We start from the raw sequence: 12,728 nt of genomic DNA on the forward strand, positions 1-12,728 counted from the left end.
AGCTGCAAAGGAAACAGGATGGCGGCCTCGCGAAAGCCGATCCGGTGGCATATCGCCGTTTTCCTGGCGCCGGCGGTGCTGGTCTACACCACAGTGATGATCCTGCCGCTTTTCGGCACGCTGCAGCTCTCGCTGTTCCGCAACACGCCGGATGGTCAGGTTTTCGCGGGACTTGAGAATTTCCGCACGCTGCTCGGAGACCCGCGCTGGTCGGCGAATTTCTGGAACGCACTCTGGAACAATACCTGGTTCTTCATCATCCATATGCTGGTTCAGAATCCGATCGGAATCCTGCTCGCGGCACTTCTTTCCAATCCAAGGCTCAGGTTGAGAGGGTTCTACCGGACGGCGATCTTCGTGCCGACCATCCTTTCCTTCGTCATCGTCGGCTTCGTCTGGAAGCTGATCCTCAGCCCGCTCTGGGGCATCGCACCCGACATGCTCGACCTTGTCGGCCTGAAGAGCCTGTTCGAGCCGTGGCTCGGCAAGGAGGAATATGCACTGACGACGCTCGCCCTGATTTCGGTCTGGCAGTTCGTCGGCATACCGATGATGCTGATCTATGCCGCGCTGCTGTCGATACCGGATGAGATCATAGAGGCCGCCGAATGCGATGGAGTCACCGGCATCGCGCAGTTCTGGAAGATCAAGCTGCCGCTGATCCTGCCCTCGATCGGCATCATTTCCGTGCTGACCTTCGTCGGCAATTTCAATGCCTTTGATCTCATTTACTCGGCGCAGGGGGCCATGGCCGGCCCGAACTTCTCCACGGATATCCTCGGCACCTTCCTCTACCGCACCTTCTTCGGCTTCCAGCTCCAGATCGGCGACCCCTATATGGGGTCGGCCATCGCCTCGATGATGTTCCTCATCATCCTGGCCGGCGTGTGCCTCTATCTCTTCGGCATCCAGACGCGTCTGCGCCGGTATCAATTCTGAGGGGATCATGAGTCGCGCCACCTCATCCCTTTCCCGCTCGATCGCTGCTCATGCGATCCTGATCCTCTATACGGTGATCGCGCTCTTCCCGGTCATCGTCATCATCATCAATTCCTTCAAGGAGCGGCGGGCGATCTTCCGCACGCCGCTGGCCTTGCCGGATTCAGAAACCTTTAGCCTGATCGGCTACAGGACCGTCCTCGACCAGGGCAATTTCCTGCTCTATTTCCAGAACAGCCTGATCGTGACCGTCGTTTCCCTGGCGCTGGTGCTGATTTTCGGCGCCATGGCCGCATTTGCACTGGCCGAATACCGCTTTCGCGGCAACACACTGATGGGGCTCTATCTCGCCCTCGGCATCATGATCCCAATCCGGCTCGGCACGGTGGCGATCCTGGAACTCATGGTGGCGAGCGGGCTGGTGAACACGCGGACGGCCCTGATCCTCGTCTATACGGCGCAAGGATTGCCGCTTGCGGTTTTCATCCTGGCGGAATTCATGCGGCAGGTGTCCGACGATCTGAAGAATGCCGGGCGCATGGACGGACTTTCGGAGTACCGCATCTTCTTCCGCCTCGTGCTGCCGCTGGTGCGGCCCGCTATGGCCACGGTGGCCGTCTTCACCATGATCCCGATCTGGAACGATCTTTGGTTTCCGCTGATTCTGGCGCCGGCGGAGCAAACAAAAACCGTCACCCTCGGCGCACAGATCTTCCTTGGCCAGTTCGTCACCAACTGGAACGCGGTCCTGTCAGCGCTGTCATTGGCCATCATTCCGGTTCTGGTCCTCTATCTCATCTTCTCCCGCCAGCTCATCCGCGGGATCACGGCAGGAGCGGTGAAGTGAGGTACTTCGAAGCGGCAGTACAAACGAAAAGCCGGAGTATGCAGTGGGATCGCTGAAGCTCGAAAACATCCGCAAATCCTTCGGCAAGGTCGAGGTGCTGAAAGGAATCGATCTGGAGGTCGAAGATGGCGAATTCGTCATCTTTGTCGGTCCTTCGGGCTGTGGGAAATCGACCTTGCTGCGCGTCATCGCCGGTCTGGAGGACGCGACGGAGGGGCAAGTCCTGATCGACGGCGTGGAGGTGAGCGCCGTACCGCCGGCCAAGCGCGGAATTGCCATGGTGTTCCAGAGCTATGCGCTCTACCCGCATCTGAACGTGCGCGACAATATGGGCCTCGGGTTGAAGCAGGCCGGAAGCCCCAGAGCGGAAATCCGCCAGCGCGTCGATACCGCCTCCAAGATGCTCGGGCTGGACGACTATCTGACGCGCCGACCGGCGGAGCTTTCCGGCGGCCAGCGCCAACGCGTCGCGATCGGGCGAGCAATCGTGCGCAATCCGAAGCTGTTCCTGTTCGACGAGCCGCTGTCGAACCTCGATGCGGCATTGAGGGTCAATACGCGGCTGGAGATCGCCAAACTCCATCGCGACCTCAAGGCGACCATGATCTATGTTACTCATGATCAGGTGGAAGCCATGACCCTGGCCGACCGCATCGTCATCCTGAACCAGGGCCGCGTCGAGCAAATCGGCTCGCCGATGGAGCTCTACAACCACCCTGGAAACCTCTTCGTCGCCGGCTTCATTGGCTCGCCCAGGATGAATTTCATCGAGGCCGGGCGCCTTGGCGAAAGCGGCAAAGGCACGATCGGCATCCGTCCCGAGCACATCACCATCGATCCGTCGTCCGGTGAGTGGCAGGGCAAGGTTCTGCATGTGGAGCATCTCGGCGCCGACACGATCCTCTATCTGGAGTCCGAGAAGGCCGGTCTTCTGACCGTCCGCCTTTTTGGAGAACACAAATTCGCGCCCGACGACATCCTTCATGCCACGCCTCGCAGGGAGCACATGTTCCGTTTCGATGAGGCGGGCAAAGCGCGCACCTGAACACATGACCGGCCATACGCCGTCCGAATCGTGGTCCGGCAGCCACAGGATGACAGTAATGTTATTTCGGTAATCTCCCAGGTTCCTTGACCTGAATCGGCTGCTTGCCTAAGCTTTGGTACTTGGGTCAGGTTCAGTCTCAGGAAATAAGTGCCACACGATGTGATGTCCCCTTGCGGAGATTCGTGCGCGCTTCGATTGAACGGGGCTGTGGTCACTTCGGCCGCTTTTGTTGCGTAGTTTTGCGAAGTTCAGGCAACTCTGGCCTGCGGCCGGCAGAGTGTGATCTTGTGCGTTCGCTTTCGGGGGCTGGCGCGCAAACCAAGCAATCACAGACCGGGTGAGGCCCGTCAGACACGATGCCGACAGCAGTACGCCAGTCGCGAGTCATAAAAACCCTTCCTAAGAAGATAGGCAGGCAGGAGCTGGCAGCATTCATGCGACGGTTCTGCGGTGCCGCCGGGGCTTCTTTCTACATGCTGCTCGACGCAGCGGCGGAACCGAACGCCATGACGCAGGTCGTGGTTTCCAACTGGCCCTATGACGCCGTGCTGGCCGTCGGCAGCGACGGGCTGGCTAAAATGGCCGAGGGAACCGGGGGGACCTTCCTCGGCACAAGCCCGCGTCCCTGGCATCCGCAGACTTTCGCGAAGCTGCTGGAATGCAAGGAGATAGCCATCCTCGCCGGATACGGTCAGCAGGAACTGTTCAGCCTCACACTTGCAGCAGGCGGCCGACGTTATACGGTGATTTTCTCCGCAGGTGCGCCAGGACGGATCAATACGAATGTGCTGCGACGCGTGCACATGGCCTGCTGCTATGTCCTGTCGCATTTCGAGAACGGACAGGCCGCGGGCCGGGATGCTCCGCTGTCGGCACGCGAACGTGAATGCCTGTTCTGGGTTTCGGAGGGCAAGACGGCCGAGGAAGTGGCTCTGATCCTCGAAATCTCCGCCAACACCGTCAACAGCTATGTGGCGCATGCCATCCAGAAGCTTGCAGCCAGCAACCGTGCCATGGCGATCGCAACCGCGATCCGCCGCGGTTTCATCTGAGAGAGGACGGGAGCGTGAATTCAAACAACAACGCGTCCTCTCCGCTGGCATTGTCCTTTGCCGGAAGCGCATCCAGTCTGGACAAGCCGCGGATAGCCGACGGGTTTCGGCATCTGGCGGCGGAAATCGGAGCAACCGGCTTCCATGTCTTCACGCTTGCGGCAAGCCGCGAACATGCCCAGATCCTCCCCTGCATGGACCAGGACTATCCCGCATTGTCCGATGTCACCCGCAACCTTGCAGCGACTCTCCTGCATCGCTACCGGCAGTCTCCGACGGCAGGCATTGGTATCGTTGCATGGAATGCCGAAAGTGGGCGCCGCGTCCGGAGCAGGAGGGACGCACGGACGGAAAAAGCAAAAGCCTCCGAGCCGACGACCGGCATTGCTTTTTCCGTCGTCACCGAACGGGGCCGGCAGGGAATAGTCGCTTTCACCGGGAATACGATCTCGCTTGGGGCTGATGAAATGCTGGACGCCCATCTATGCTGTCATTCCCTTTTCGCCGCCCTGAACAGATTGATACTGGAGCAACAGAAGGGAAAGACATCCATTTCCCGCCGCGAACTCGAATGCCTGAGACTGACGGCGAATGGACTAACAAGCGGCGAGATTGCCCGGAAGCTGCATCTTTCCATCCATACCGCCAACCAGTATCTCGCGAACACTGCGCACAAGCTGAACGCCGTCAACCGCGTTCACGCGGTCGCCAAAGCACTCCGGGCCGGATTGATCGACTAGGAGAGATTGCGGATCCGGCTTCAAGACATTGACGTAAACGTCAATAGGTTACTATGTGCAACTGTCATAGATCTGTGTAACTAATGGCTTCGAAGGGGCTAACGAGCGGCGGGAACAGTTTCTCCAGGCCGTCTCATCAGGAGAGGTTTTCCATGGGACTTGATGCTATCGCCGGCAAAATGCGTGACCGCGTAACGGGTTCGGGCTTCGACAAATCGGTCAAGTTCGATTGCGGCAGCGACGGCGTTATCGTCATCGACGGCAACACCGTTTCGACCGAGGACGCACCGGCAGACTGCACCATCACGCTTTCGAAAGATGATCTTGAATCCATGCTGGCAGGCGAATTGAGCCCGACCTCGGCTTTCATGCAAGGCAAGCTGAAGGTCGAAGGCGACATGTCGGTGGCCATGTCGCTCAGCCAGATCATATGATCGGATCGGAAAGCTCCGCAAATGACAACGCCCGGCAGCCCCCGCTGCCGGGCGTTTTCCGTCGCAATGAGCTTCGGTTCAAGCCGCGAGCGACGTAGAGGCAGCGGGAACTTTTCGTCCGCTCGCCTTGAGGACCCCCGCCGCTCCGTCGAGCGCGCCGTCCTCGAGTTCTAATGCCAGAAACCTTTCCCTCTCATAGGGACCGGGCATGGCAAGCCTGCGGGTCCTCTCGGCGGAGAAGCCAAAACGCGCATAATATGGCGCGTCGCCGACAAGCAGGACCGCCTTGTGGCCAAGACGCCTGGCTTCGGCGATCGCGTGCCGCATCAGGGCCGATCCGATACCGGCGCCCTTGAGGGAAGGTTCCACGGCAAGCGGCCCGAGAAGCAGAGACTTGGGACCATCCTCACCAGCCGTGATGTCCCACAGCCGAACCGTCGCCACCAGCGTTCCGGCATCATCACGTACGACAAAGGAGAGGCCTTCGGAGGGCATGCGGCCGCGCCGCAGCTTCTCCGAGGACTTCCTTTTGCAGTTCCTGCCCATCGCGCGGTCGAGCAGTGCTTCGCGGGCAGCCGCGTCCATCGGCACCTCACGCGCAATTGTGAACCGTGTCACCTGGCCAAATTCTTCAGCGCGTTCTTCCATCGTTCCAATCCTTCACAAGCGGAAAACCCGTCCACAAGCGGACCGGCACGGGCGGAAAACGCCGTAGCCAGTCGATCCGAGCAGCCTGGCGGCCGCTCAGATCACGTAGGATCGGAGGGGTTCGAAGCCATTGAAGGCAACCGAGGCATAGGTGGTCGTATAGGCGCCCGTACCCTCGATCAGGACTTCGTCCCCGATGGTCAGCGACAGCGGCAGAGCGTACGGCGTCTTTTCATACATGACGTCCGCCGAATCGCAGGTCGGGCCGGCCAGCACGCAAGGGGCCACCGCATCACCGTCATGCGGGGTGACGATCGGGTAGCGGATGGCCTCGTCCATGGTTTCGGCGAGACCGCCGAACTTGCCGATGTCGAGATAGACCCAGCGCACATTGTCATTGTCGGCCTTTTTCGAGATCAGCACGACTTCCGACTTTATGACGCCGGCATTGCCCACCATGCCGCGCCCCGGCTCGATGATCGTCTCCGGAATGCGGTTGCCGAAATGCTTGCGAAGCGCCTCGAAGATCGCCTGCCCGTAAGCCTGTGCCGCCGGCACATCCTTGAGATACCGGGTCGGGAAGCCGCCGCCCATATTGACCATTCGGAGCGTAATGCCTTCCTCGGCCAGCGTGGCGAAAACATGCTTGGCATCCTCCAGCGCGCGATCCCAGGCCGACAGATCCGTCTGCTGCGAACCGACATGGAAGGAAACGCCATAGGCATCGAGGCCGAGCTTCTTGGCGTAGCGAAGCACGTCGATCGCCATAGCCGGCACACAGCCGAACTTGCGCGACAGCGGCCATTCTGCGCCCTCCCCATCGGTCAGAACGCGGCAGAAAACCCGTGCGCCGGGCGCAGCGCGGGCAATCTTCTCCACCTCTTCCACGCAATCGACGGCGAAGAGACGGATGCCAAGCTCATAGGCACGCGCGACGTCGCGTTCCTTCTTGATCGTGTTGCCGAAGGAGATGCGGTCGGGGGTGGCGCCTGCATCCATGGCCATTTCGATTTCGGCCACCGAGGCAGTGTCGAAGGACGAGCCGAGCGAGGCCAAGAGGCGCAGAATCTCCGGCGCCGGATTTGCCTTCACGGCATAGTAGATCCTGGAATCCGGCAGCGCCTTTTCAAAGGCATGGAAATTGTCCCGCACGACGTCGAGATCGACGACAAGGCAAGGGCCGTTAGGACGTCGGGTGGCAAGGAAATCGAGAATGCGCTGCGTGGCCATTGGCTTCTCCCAATGCGGCCCCTTGAAAGTCAGATGGCCGCTTCATCTCAGGCGGCGGGATTTCGGCGCACGGCCACGATCCCGCGGTGGACAAAGGACGCGATGCGACGCTGCACGAATCCAGCCGGTGGACTTGCCGGACCATGAAACGCGTATCACGCGGCGATGAGCTTCCGCCTTGCAGCGAATGCTCGCTTTGTCTGCCTCAGCTTTGGATTGGGAGAGCCCGTTCCGCACTGCCGGCAATGAAGGTGTGCCTCTTCAGTAACCCCGGTTTTTGGACAACCGGCAGACACCAGAAAGGCCCGCACCGTCGTTGCTTCAAGATGTCCTCGATTTTGCGGTTGGCCGCGAAATCGACTGGAGGGGTTAGTTCCAGGTACCTTACCGGCTCCCTCACCATCTAGAGGGGCGGCGGACACCCACAGGCACGTGCGACTTTGGGCAGGCGCGATATATGCGCGCCGCCTGTCACAATCAACGGAAAATCATCACCGGGTTGAAAAAAAATCCTTGCTGAACAACTCTGCGAAAACCGTTTCAAAGAATAGAACAATGACTAGCACAAAAGACAGGCTGAACGCCTTCCTCGACTACCCAGAAATTCCTGTCGCCTCGGCTTCCGAAGGCCCGTTCGCCGGGCTTAGCCTGGGCGTGAAGGATATTTTCGACGTGGCCGGCTACCGGACCGGGGGCGGTAATCCGCAGCGCCATGCGGAGCAGCCGGTCGCGACGGAAACGGCGCCTCCCATACAAGCTCTGCTCGATTCCGGGGCGCGATTCGTCGGCAAGACACAGACCGACGAGCTGACCTTCTCCCTGATGGGGCAGAACATCCACTATCCGCATCCGGTCAACCCGGCAGCACCCGACCGGGTCACCGGCGGTTCGTCCTCGGGATCGGCTGCCGCGGTGGCGGGGAAACTTTGCGACATCGCGGCCGGTTCCGACACAGGCGGGTCGATTCGCGGCCCTGCGAGCTTCTGCGGTCTGATCGGCCTGCGGACCACCCATGGCCGGATTTCCCTGAAAGGGGCCATGCCGCTGGCGCCGAGCCTCGACACCTTCGGCTGGTTCGCCAAGGACATCGAGACTTATGAGCGGGTGGCGGAGGTATTGCTCGGCTCCCCATCCTCCCCCTTGCGAAGAGGGTCAATCGGCGAAGGTGGACGGGGTGGGGACGGAGATGACGTGCCGCATCCATCATCCCTACCCGGCCCTGCGGGCCACCCTGTCCTCAAGGTGGAAGGTAAAATACGCCCTTTCCGTCTTGCCGCGCTTGACGAACTCGTATTGGGGGATGCCGAAGCAGCCGAATATCGCCGGATGCTGACGCTCGTCGCCAATGTGGCAGGAGCGCCGGAACCCGCACCGGCCTTGTCCACATCCATGGACGATCTCTACTGGACCTTCCGCAAAATACAGGCCTATGAGGCGTGGGCCGTTCATGGCCCGTGGATTTCGGCGGGCGACCGTGAACTCGACCCCGGCGTTCGGCAACGCTTCGAATTTGGCTCCACGCTCGGCTGCGAAGTCGCGACCGAAGAGACAAAGAAGCGGAACGCCTTGCGCGGCGAATTGGCAGACCGCCTCAGCGAGGATGGCCTCCTGGTCCTGCCGACTATGCCGGGTGCGGCACCGCTCAAGAATTTCTCTGCCGAAGAGTTCCTCGCCTATCGCGAACGCGCTTTGCGGCTGCTCTGCCTGTCAGGGCTTTCCGGCTTTCCTCAGATAAGCCTGCCGCTTGGTCGCGTAGATGGCGCGCCTTTCGGAATATCCCTGCTGGGGCCGAAGAATTCCGACATGGCCCTGATACGGCTTGCGCGCCGAATCCTGGAGGAAGAGGCATAGCATGGACACGCTGACGCGCATGCGCGCCTTTGTCGATGTCGTGGAAGCCGAAGGTTTTTCCGCCGCTGCGCGCAAGATCGGTCGGTCCAAGGCGCTTCTGTCGAAATATGTTCGCGAGCTGGAGGACGAGCTCGGCGCTCTGCTTCTCAACCGGACGACGCGCCAGTTTTCCCTCACCGAAGCCGGTCACACTTATTACAAACGCGCATCCGAGCTCATTCGCGAGATCGACAGCCTCGCCGAGGCGGTGCGCGAATCCTCCGGGGACGTGAAGGGACGTATCAAGCTTTCCGCGCCGCGCACCTTCGCAGACGCGCCGATCGGCCAATCCCTGATCGATTTCGCCCTGGCCTATCCCGACATCGTGCTCGACATCGCACTCGACGACCGCTTTGTCGATCTGGTCGAGGAAGGCTTCGATCTGGCAATCCGCGTGACACGGCTCGAGGATTCCTCTCTGATAGCACGCCGCCTGGCGCCTTTTTCGCTCGGCGTCTTCGCCTCGCCCGAACTCATCGAGAAATACGGCAGACCGGAAAAGCCGCAGGACCTGGCTGGCCTGCCCTGCGTGATCGACACCAATGGACGCTGGCGCTCCAACTGGCCCTTCGCCGATACCGACGGGGAAGCAGTCAGCATTACCGTTTCAGGTCCGATCGAGGTGAACAGTCCTCTTGCGGTTCGCGCTGCTGCGGTTTCCGGGCTGGGATTTGCGGTAATTCCGGATTTCATTGCCGCGCCTGAAGTTGCGAAAGGGAGCCTTGTCCAGGTCCTGGAAGATTATATCCGGGGCGGCTCCGGAATCTTCGCCATCTATCCGCACCGGCGCTACCTCCCCGCCAAGGTTCGCGTCCTCGTCGATTTCCTGGCACAATGGTTCAAGCAGAACGGGACAAGCTGACACGTTTCGAGGTCCCATTTTCGCCGGCTTTGTCGCCGATAGGATCATCATTGATTTGGACGGGCGCTCTTTCATGAAAACATTTCAGAGCTTGGTCTTTGCGACCTGTTCCACGCTCGCTCTTTTCGCTTCCGCATCCTGCGGCCTTGCTCATCCGCATGTCTTTGCCGAAGCACGGCTCGATGTCGCAGTGAAACCGGACCGGACAGTCGAAGCACTCCGTCATGTCTGGCGATTCGACGATCTCTTCTCCAGCACCGTCCTGGTCGAGTTCGACAAGAACAAGGACATGAATCTCGACGCAGAGGAACTCGAAGAGGTCGCGAACGTCGTCCATGCCTCTCTTGCCGAGTTCAACTATTTCCAGCTCGTGACCTTGAACGGCAAGGATGTTGCCATGCAGGCACCGGAGCGGCTTATGGCCGACTTCACCGACAATCAGTTGATCATCCTTTTCGAATCCAGCCCCAGGGACACCCTGAAACTGGAAGGGACGGTGGATTTCGGCGTCTATGACCCGACCTTCTACACGGCAATCGATTTTGTGGAAGACAACTATATGGTTGTGGAGGGCCTTCCGGACGGATGCAGGCGGAGCGTCATCCGGCCCGATCCGGATGAGGCGATAGCGCAGAATCAGGACAGCTTGACGGAAGCCTTCTTCAACGATCCGAGCGGCAATGATCTCAGCAAGATCTTCGCCACGCGCCTTGAAGTAGAATGCAGCAGGAAGGGGTGACCAGATGAGATCGCGGAGCTTCCGGATTGCCGCGATATTTCTCCTTGCGGCAATCGTCTTCGTGCGCATCCTTTCCCATGCGCATGCACAAAGTTCGCTCGGCATCGGCGTTGCCGAACCGGCGATCACTCCGACCGGCCCCCTCGCCGGCATCCTGCAATGGATCAATGTCCATCAGCAGAACTTCTACCGGGCCCTGACCGGTGCGTTGAAGGCAATGCGCGAGGACGGCAGCAATCTCTGGCTGCTGGTCGGTCTTTCCTTTGCCTACGGTGTTTTCCACGCTGCCGGCCCGGGTCACGGCAAGGCGGTGATCTCTTCCTACATGCTGGCGAACGAAGTCGCGCTCCGGCGCGGCGTGCTGCTTTCCTTCGTTTCGGCCATGCTGCAGGCCGTCACAGCCATCGTGCTGATGACAGTGGTCTTCCTCCTTCTGCGCGGCACGTCGATCTCCATGACCAATGCCACATGGTTCCTCGAGACTGTGAGTTTTGGCCTGATTGCCGCTTTCGGCGCATGGCTTCTCTGGCGCAAGCTCAGGCCGCTCCTGCGGCGCCAGCCCGAAATCTCGGCACCCCTGCACAGCCTGTCAGCCGCCTATGCCGGCGAACAGGCAACACATGGTCATGCCCATCATGACCATACCCATCACCACCATACCCATGACGGGCATCATCACGATCATGGCAACCATCATCATGTGCATGACCACCATCACCATGGCCCCGGCGAAGTCTGCGCCACCTGCGGCCATTCGCATGCGCCGGACCCTTCGGCCCTATCCAGCGACCGGTTCGACTGGAAGACCGCCTGGTCCGCGATCGCGGCCGTCGGCATACGCCCCTGCTCCGGCGCACTGATCGTGCTGACCTTCGCCTTCCTCAACAGTTTGTGGCTCGGCGGAATTGTATCGGTCTTCGCCATGGCCCTCGGCACTGCCATCACCGTATCCGCCCTGGCCACACTGGCCGTGACGGCGAAGAACTGGGCCGTGGCCATCGCGGGCGGCGGGAGCCTCGGCTCGCGCGTCCATTCAGTGATCGAGATCGGAGGTGCGCTGATGGTCTTCCTGCTGGGCCTGGCCCTGTTGGCGGCGAGCCTGTCTGCGTAAATTTTGGCTATCGCCGGCTGCGGCCGCGCAGCCAGAAGACGAGGAAAAATCCGCCGACGAACAGCACCGCCAGCGCACCCGCCGCGACCGGCGACATTTCCCCTACGGCAAGCATGATGGTGGGCATGAAATAGGCCATAAGGCCGAAGCCGACGAAAATGATCGCCGCTGCGATCAGAGTGCTGCGATTTTCCATGTCTCCCTCATAGCCATGTGCGGCCAAGCGGTCCCGCGACATTTTCGCCTTATCGCTCGACCGCAGCGGCATGATCGTGTTGACGATCGGCACAGCGCCCGAATTCCGGCTCCACGGTTGCATGGTCGATCCCATGCTCCGCCGCCAGCCTCCGCTTGATGGCGCGTATGGCGGCAGGCGCATCGGCGCCGTCCTTCAGGCAGACATGCAGCGTCGCCATATGGCGCTTGCCGTCGAGCGACCAGACATGCACATGATGCACTTCCTCCACTTCCGGGAAGCTGTCCTCGATATCGGCTGAGATGCGATCCCGGTCGAGCTTCGACGGCACGCCCTCCAGCAGCAAGTGCGCGGCATCCCGCATCAACCGCCAGGCGGTTGCCAGGATGAGCACCGCAACCAATACCGACAGTATTGGGTCTATGGGGAACCAGCCGGTCATCAGAATGACGACAGCCGCCACGATCGCTGCCAGGGACCCGAGAATATCTCCCATCACATGCAGAAGCGCACCGCGCATGTTGAGGCTCTCCCGATCGCCGCCATGCAAAACCAGGAAGCCCGCTATGTTCACCAGCAGGCCGGCGCTTGCGACCATCAGCATCGGCCCTCCGAGCACCGGCGGCGGCTGCATGAAGCGCTGCCAAGCTTCATAAACTATCCAGACGGCAATGACGAAAATCGCAATGCCGTTCGTGTAGGCCACAAGGGTCTTTACCCGCGCGAAGCCGTAGGTATGCCGTCCGGTAGCCGGCCGTTCGCCGAGATGAAAGGCATACCATGCGAAGCCCAATGCAACGGAGTCGGTGAACATATGACCTGCATCGGCCAGCAGCGCCAGTGATCCGGTCAAAAGACCGCCCAGCACCTCCGCAACCATGAAACCACCTGTCAGACAGGCTGCGATCAGCACCCGGCGTTTGTCGGAAACCTCGCCGGCGTGGCCGTGCCCTGCTCCATGGTCATGTGCGTGAGCGCCGTTCATCTCACTC

At 60.6% G+C, this 12,728-nt stretch carries 14 protein-coding genes; 10 read left to right on the forward strand and 4 right to left on the reverse strand.

The annotated features are described in order from the left end of the window. Positions 1-18 precede the first annotated feature (18 nt). From L598_RS02170 to L598_RS02195, 6 genes are all read left to right on the forward strand, one after another. Complete coding sequence (locus L598_RS02170) at positions 19-939, forward strand: sugar ABC transporter permease (protein WP_144859743.1); 921 nt, start codon at positions 19-21, stop codon at positions 937-939. A gap of 7 nt (positions 940-946) precedes the next feature. Beyond that, entirely contained in the window at positions 947-1,786 is an 840-nt protein-coding gene (locus L598_RS02175) for a carbohydrate ABC transporter permease (RefSeq protein WP_144859746.1), read from the forward strand. 43 nt (positions 1,787-1,829) lie between these two features. Then, complete coding sequence (locus tag L598_RS02180) at positions 1,830-2,831, forward strand: ABC transporter ATP-binding protein (RefSeq protein WP_144859749.1); 1,002 nt, start codon at positions 1,830-1,832, stop codon at positions 2,829-2,831. Positions 2,832-3,268: 437 nt separating this feature from the next. After that, the gene (locus tag L598_RS02185) at positions 3,269-3,886 is read left to right on the forward strand and encodes a LuxR C-terminal-related transcriptional regulator (protein WP_186444907.1); all 618 of its coding nucleotides are present in this window, start codon (positions 3,269-3,271) and stop codon (positions 3,884-3,886) included. A gap of 14 nt (positions 3,887-3,900) precedes the next feature. Further along, positions 3,901-4,626, forward strand: a complete 726-nt coding sequence (locus L598_RS02190; protein ID WP_246658587.1) for a helix-turn-helix transcriptional regulator — start codon at positions 3,901-3,903, stop codon at positions 4,624-4,626. A 152-nt stretch (positions 4,627-4,778) separates the two neighbouring features. After that, the gene (locus tag L598_RS02195; protein ID WP_144859755.1) at positions 4,779-5,060 is read left to right on the forward strand and encodes an SCP2 sterol-binding domain-containing protein; all 282 of its coding nucleotides are present in this window, start codon (positions 4,779-4,781) and stop codon (positions 5,058-5,060) included. Positions 5,061-5,138: 78 nt separating this feature from the next. Here the strand turns inward: L598_RS02195 and L598_RS02200 are convergent, their stop codons facing one another. Together L598_RS02200 and odc2 are read right to left on the reverse strand one after the other, a co-directional pair. Continuing rightward, positions 5,139-5,645, reverse strand: a complete 507-nt coding sequence (locus tag L598_RS02200) for an N-acetyltransferase (RefSeq protein ID WP_246658594.1) — start codon at positions 5,643-5,645, stop codon at positions 5,139-5,141. A 159-nt stretch (positions 5,646-5,804) separates the two neighbouring features. Continuing rightward, a complete protein-coding gene (gene odc2 / locus L598_RS02205; RefSeq protein WP_144859761.1) occupies positions 5,805-6,938 on the reverse strand; it encodes an ornithine/lysine decarboxylase in 1,134 nt (377 codons plus the stop codon). A gap of 555 nt (positions 6,939-7,493) precedes the next feature. Between odc2 and L598_RS02210 the strand changes: the two genes are divergently transcribed. From L598_RS02210 to L598_RS02225, 4 genes are all read left to right on the forward strand, one after another. Further along, positions 7,494-8,789 (forward strand): amidase family protein, encoded by a 1,296-nt coding sequence (locus L598_RS02210; protein WP_144859764.1) that lies wholly within the window; start codon positions 7,494-7,496, stop codon positions 8,787-8,789. A gap of 1 nt (position 8,790) precedes the next feature. Further along, positions 8,791-9,690 (forward strand): LysR family transcriptional regulator, encoded by a 900-nt coding sequence (locus L598_RS02215; RefSeq protein WP_144859767.1) that lies wholly within the window; start codon positions 8,791-8,793, stop codon positions 9,688-9,690. A 73-nt stretch (positions 9,691-9,763) separates the two neighbouring features. Further along, the gene (locus L598_RS02220) at positions 9,764-10,429 is read left to right on the forward strand and encodes a DUF1007 family protein (protein WP_144859770.1); all 666 of its coding nucleotides are present in this window, start codon (positions 9,764-9,766) and stop codon (positions 10,427-10,429) included. Between the two features lie 4 nt (positions 10,430-10,433). Continuing rightward, the gene (locus L598_RS02225; RefSeq protein WP_144859773.1) at positions 10,434-11,540 is read left to right on the forward strand and encodes a nickel/cobalt transporter; all 1,107 of its coding nucleotides are present in this window, start codon (positions 10,434-10,436) and stop codon (positions 11,538-11,540) included. A gap of 7 nt (positions 11,541-11,547) precedes the next feature. Here the strand turns inward: L598_RS02225 and L598_RS02230 are convergent, their stop codons facing one another. Both L598_RS02230 and L598_RS02235 read right to left on the reverse strand, forming a co-directional pair. After that, a complete protein-coding gene (locus L598_RS02230; protein WP_144859911.1) occupies positions 11,548-11,736 on the reverse strand; it encodes a hypothetical protein in 189 nt (62 codons plus the stop codon). 49 nt (positions 11,737-11,785) lie between these two features. After that, entirely contained in the window at positions 11,786-12,721 is a 936-nt protein-coding gene (locus L598_RS02235) for a cation diffusion facilitator family transporter (RefSeq protein ID WP_144859776.1), read from the reverse strand. Positions 12,722-12,728: the final 7 nt, after the last annotated feature.

The sequence above is a fragment of the Mesorhizobium sp. J18 genome, assembly GCF_007829525.1.
Lineage (GTDB): Bacteria > Pseudomonadota > Alphaproteobacteria > Rhizobiales > Rhizobiaceae > VLJP01.

Bases quoted from the DNA above. Each gene is read 5' to 3' on its own strand.
- L598_RS02185 (WP_186444907.1), top strand. From the start codon at position 3,269: ATGCGACGGTTCTGCGGTGCCGCCGGGGCTTCTTTCTACATGCTGCTC.
- odc2 (WP_144859761.1), bottom strand. From the start codon at position 6,938: ATGGCCACGCAGCGCATTCTCGATTTCCTTGCCACCCGACGTCCTAAC.
- L598_RS02210 (WP_144859764.1), top strand. From the start codon at position 7,494: ATGACTAGCACAAAAGACAGGCTGAACGCCTTCCTCGACTACCCAGAA.
- L598_RS02215 (WP_144859767.1), top strand. From the start codon at position 8,791: ATGGACACGCTGACGCGCATGCGCGCCTTTGTCGATGTCGTGGAAGCC.
- L598_RS02225 (WP_144859773.1), top strand. From the start codon at position 10,434: ATGAGATCGCGGAGCTTCCGGATTGCCGCGATATTTCTCCTTGCGGCA.
- L598_RS02170 (WP_144859743.1), top strand. From the start codon at position 19: ATGGCGGCCTCGCGAAAGCCGATCCGGTGGCATATCGCCGTTTTCCTG.
- L598_RS02200 (WP_246658594.1), bottom strand. From the start codon at position 5,645: ATGGACGCGGCTGCCCGCGAAGCACTGCTCGACCGCGCGATGGGCAGG.
- L598_RS02220 (WP_144859770.1), top strand. From the start codon at position 9,764: ATGAAAACATTTCAGAGCTTGGTCTTTGCGACCTGTTCCACGCTCGCT.
- L598_RS02235 (WP_144859776.1), bottom strand. From the start codon at position 12,721: ATGAACGGCGCTCACGCACATGACCATGGAGCAGGGCACGGCCACGCC.
- L598_RS02175 (WP_144859746.1), top strand. From the start codon at position 947: ATGAGTCGCGCCACCTCATCCCTTTCCCGCTCGATCGCTGCTCATGCG.
- L598_RS02230 (WP_144859911.1), bottom strand. From the start codon at position 11,736: ATGGAAAATCGCAGCACTCTGATCGCAGCGGCGATCATTTTCGTCGGC.
- L598_RS02195 (WP_144859755.1), top strand. From the start codon at position 4,779: ATGGGACTTGATGCTATCGCCGGCAAAATGCGTGACCGCGTAACGGGT.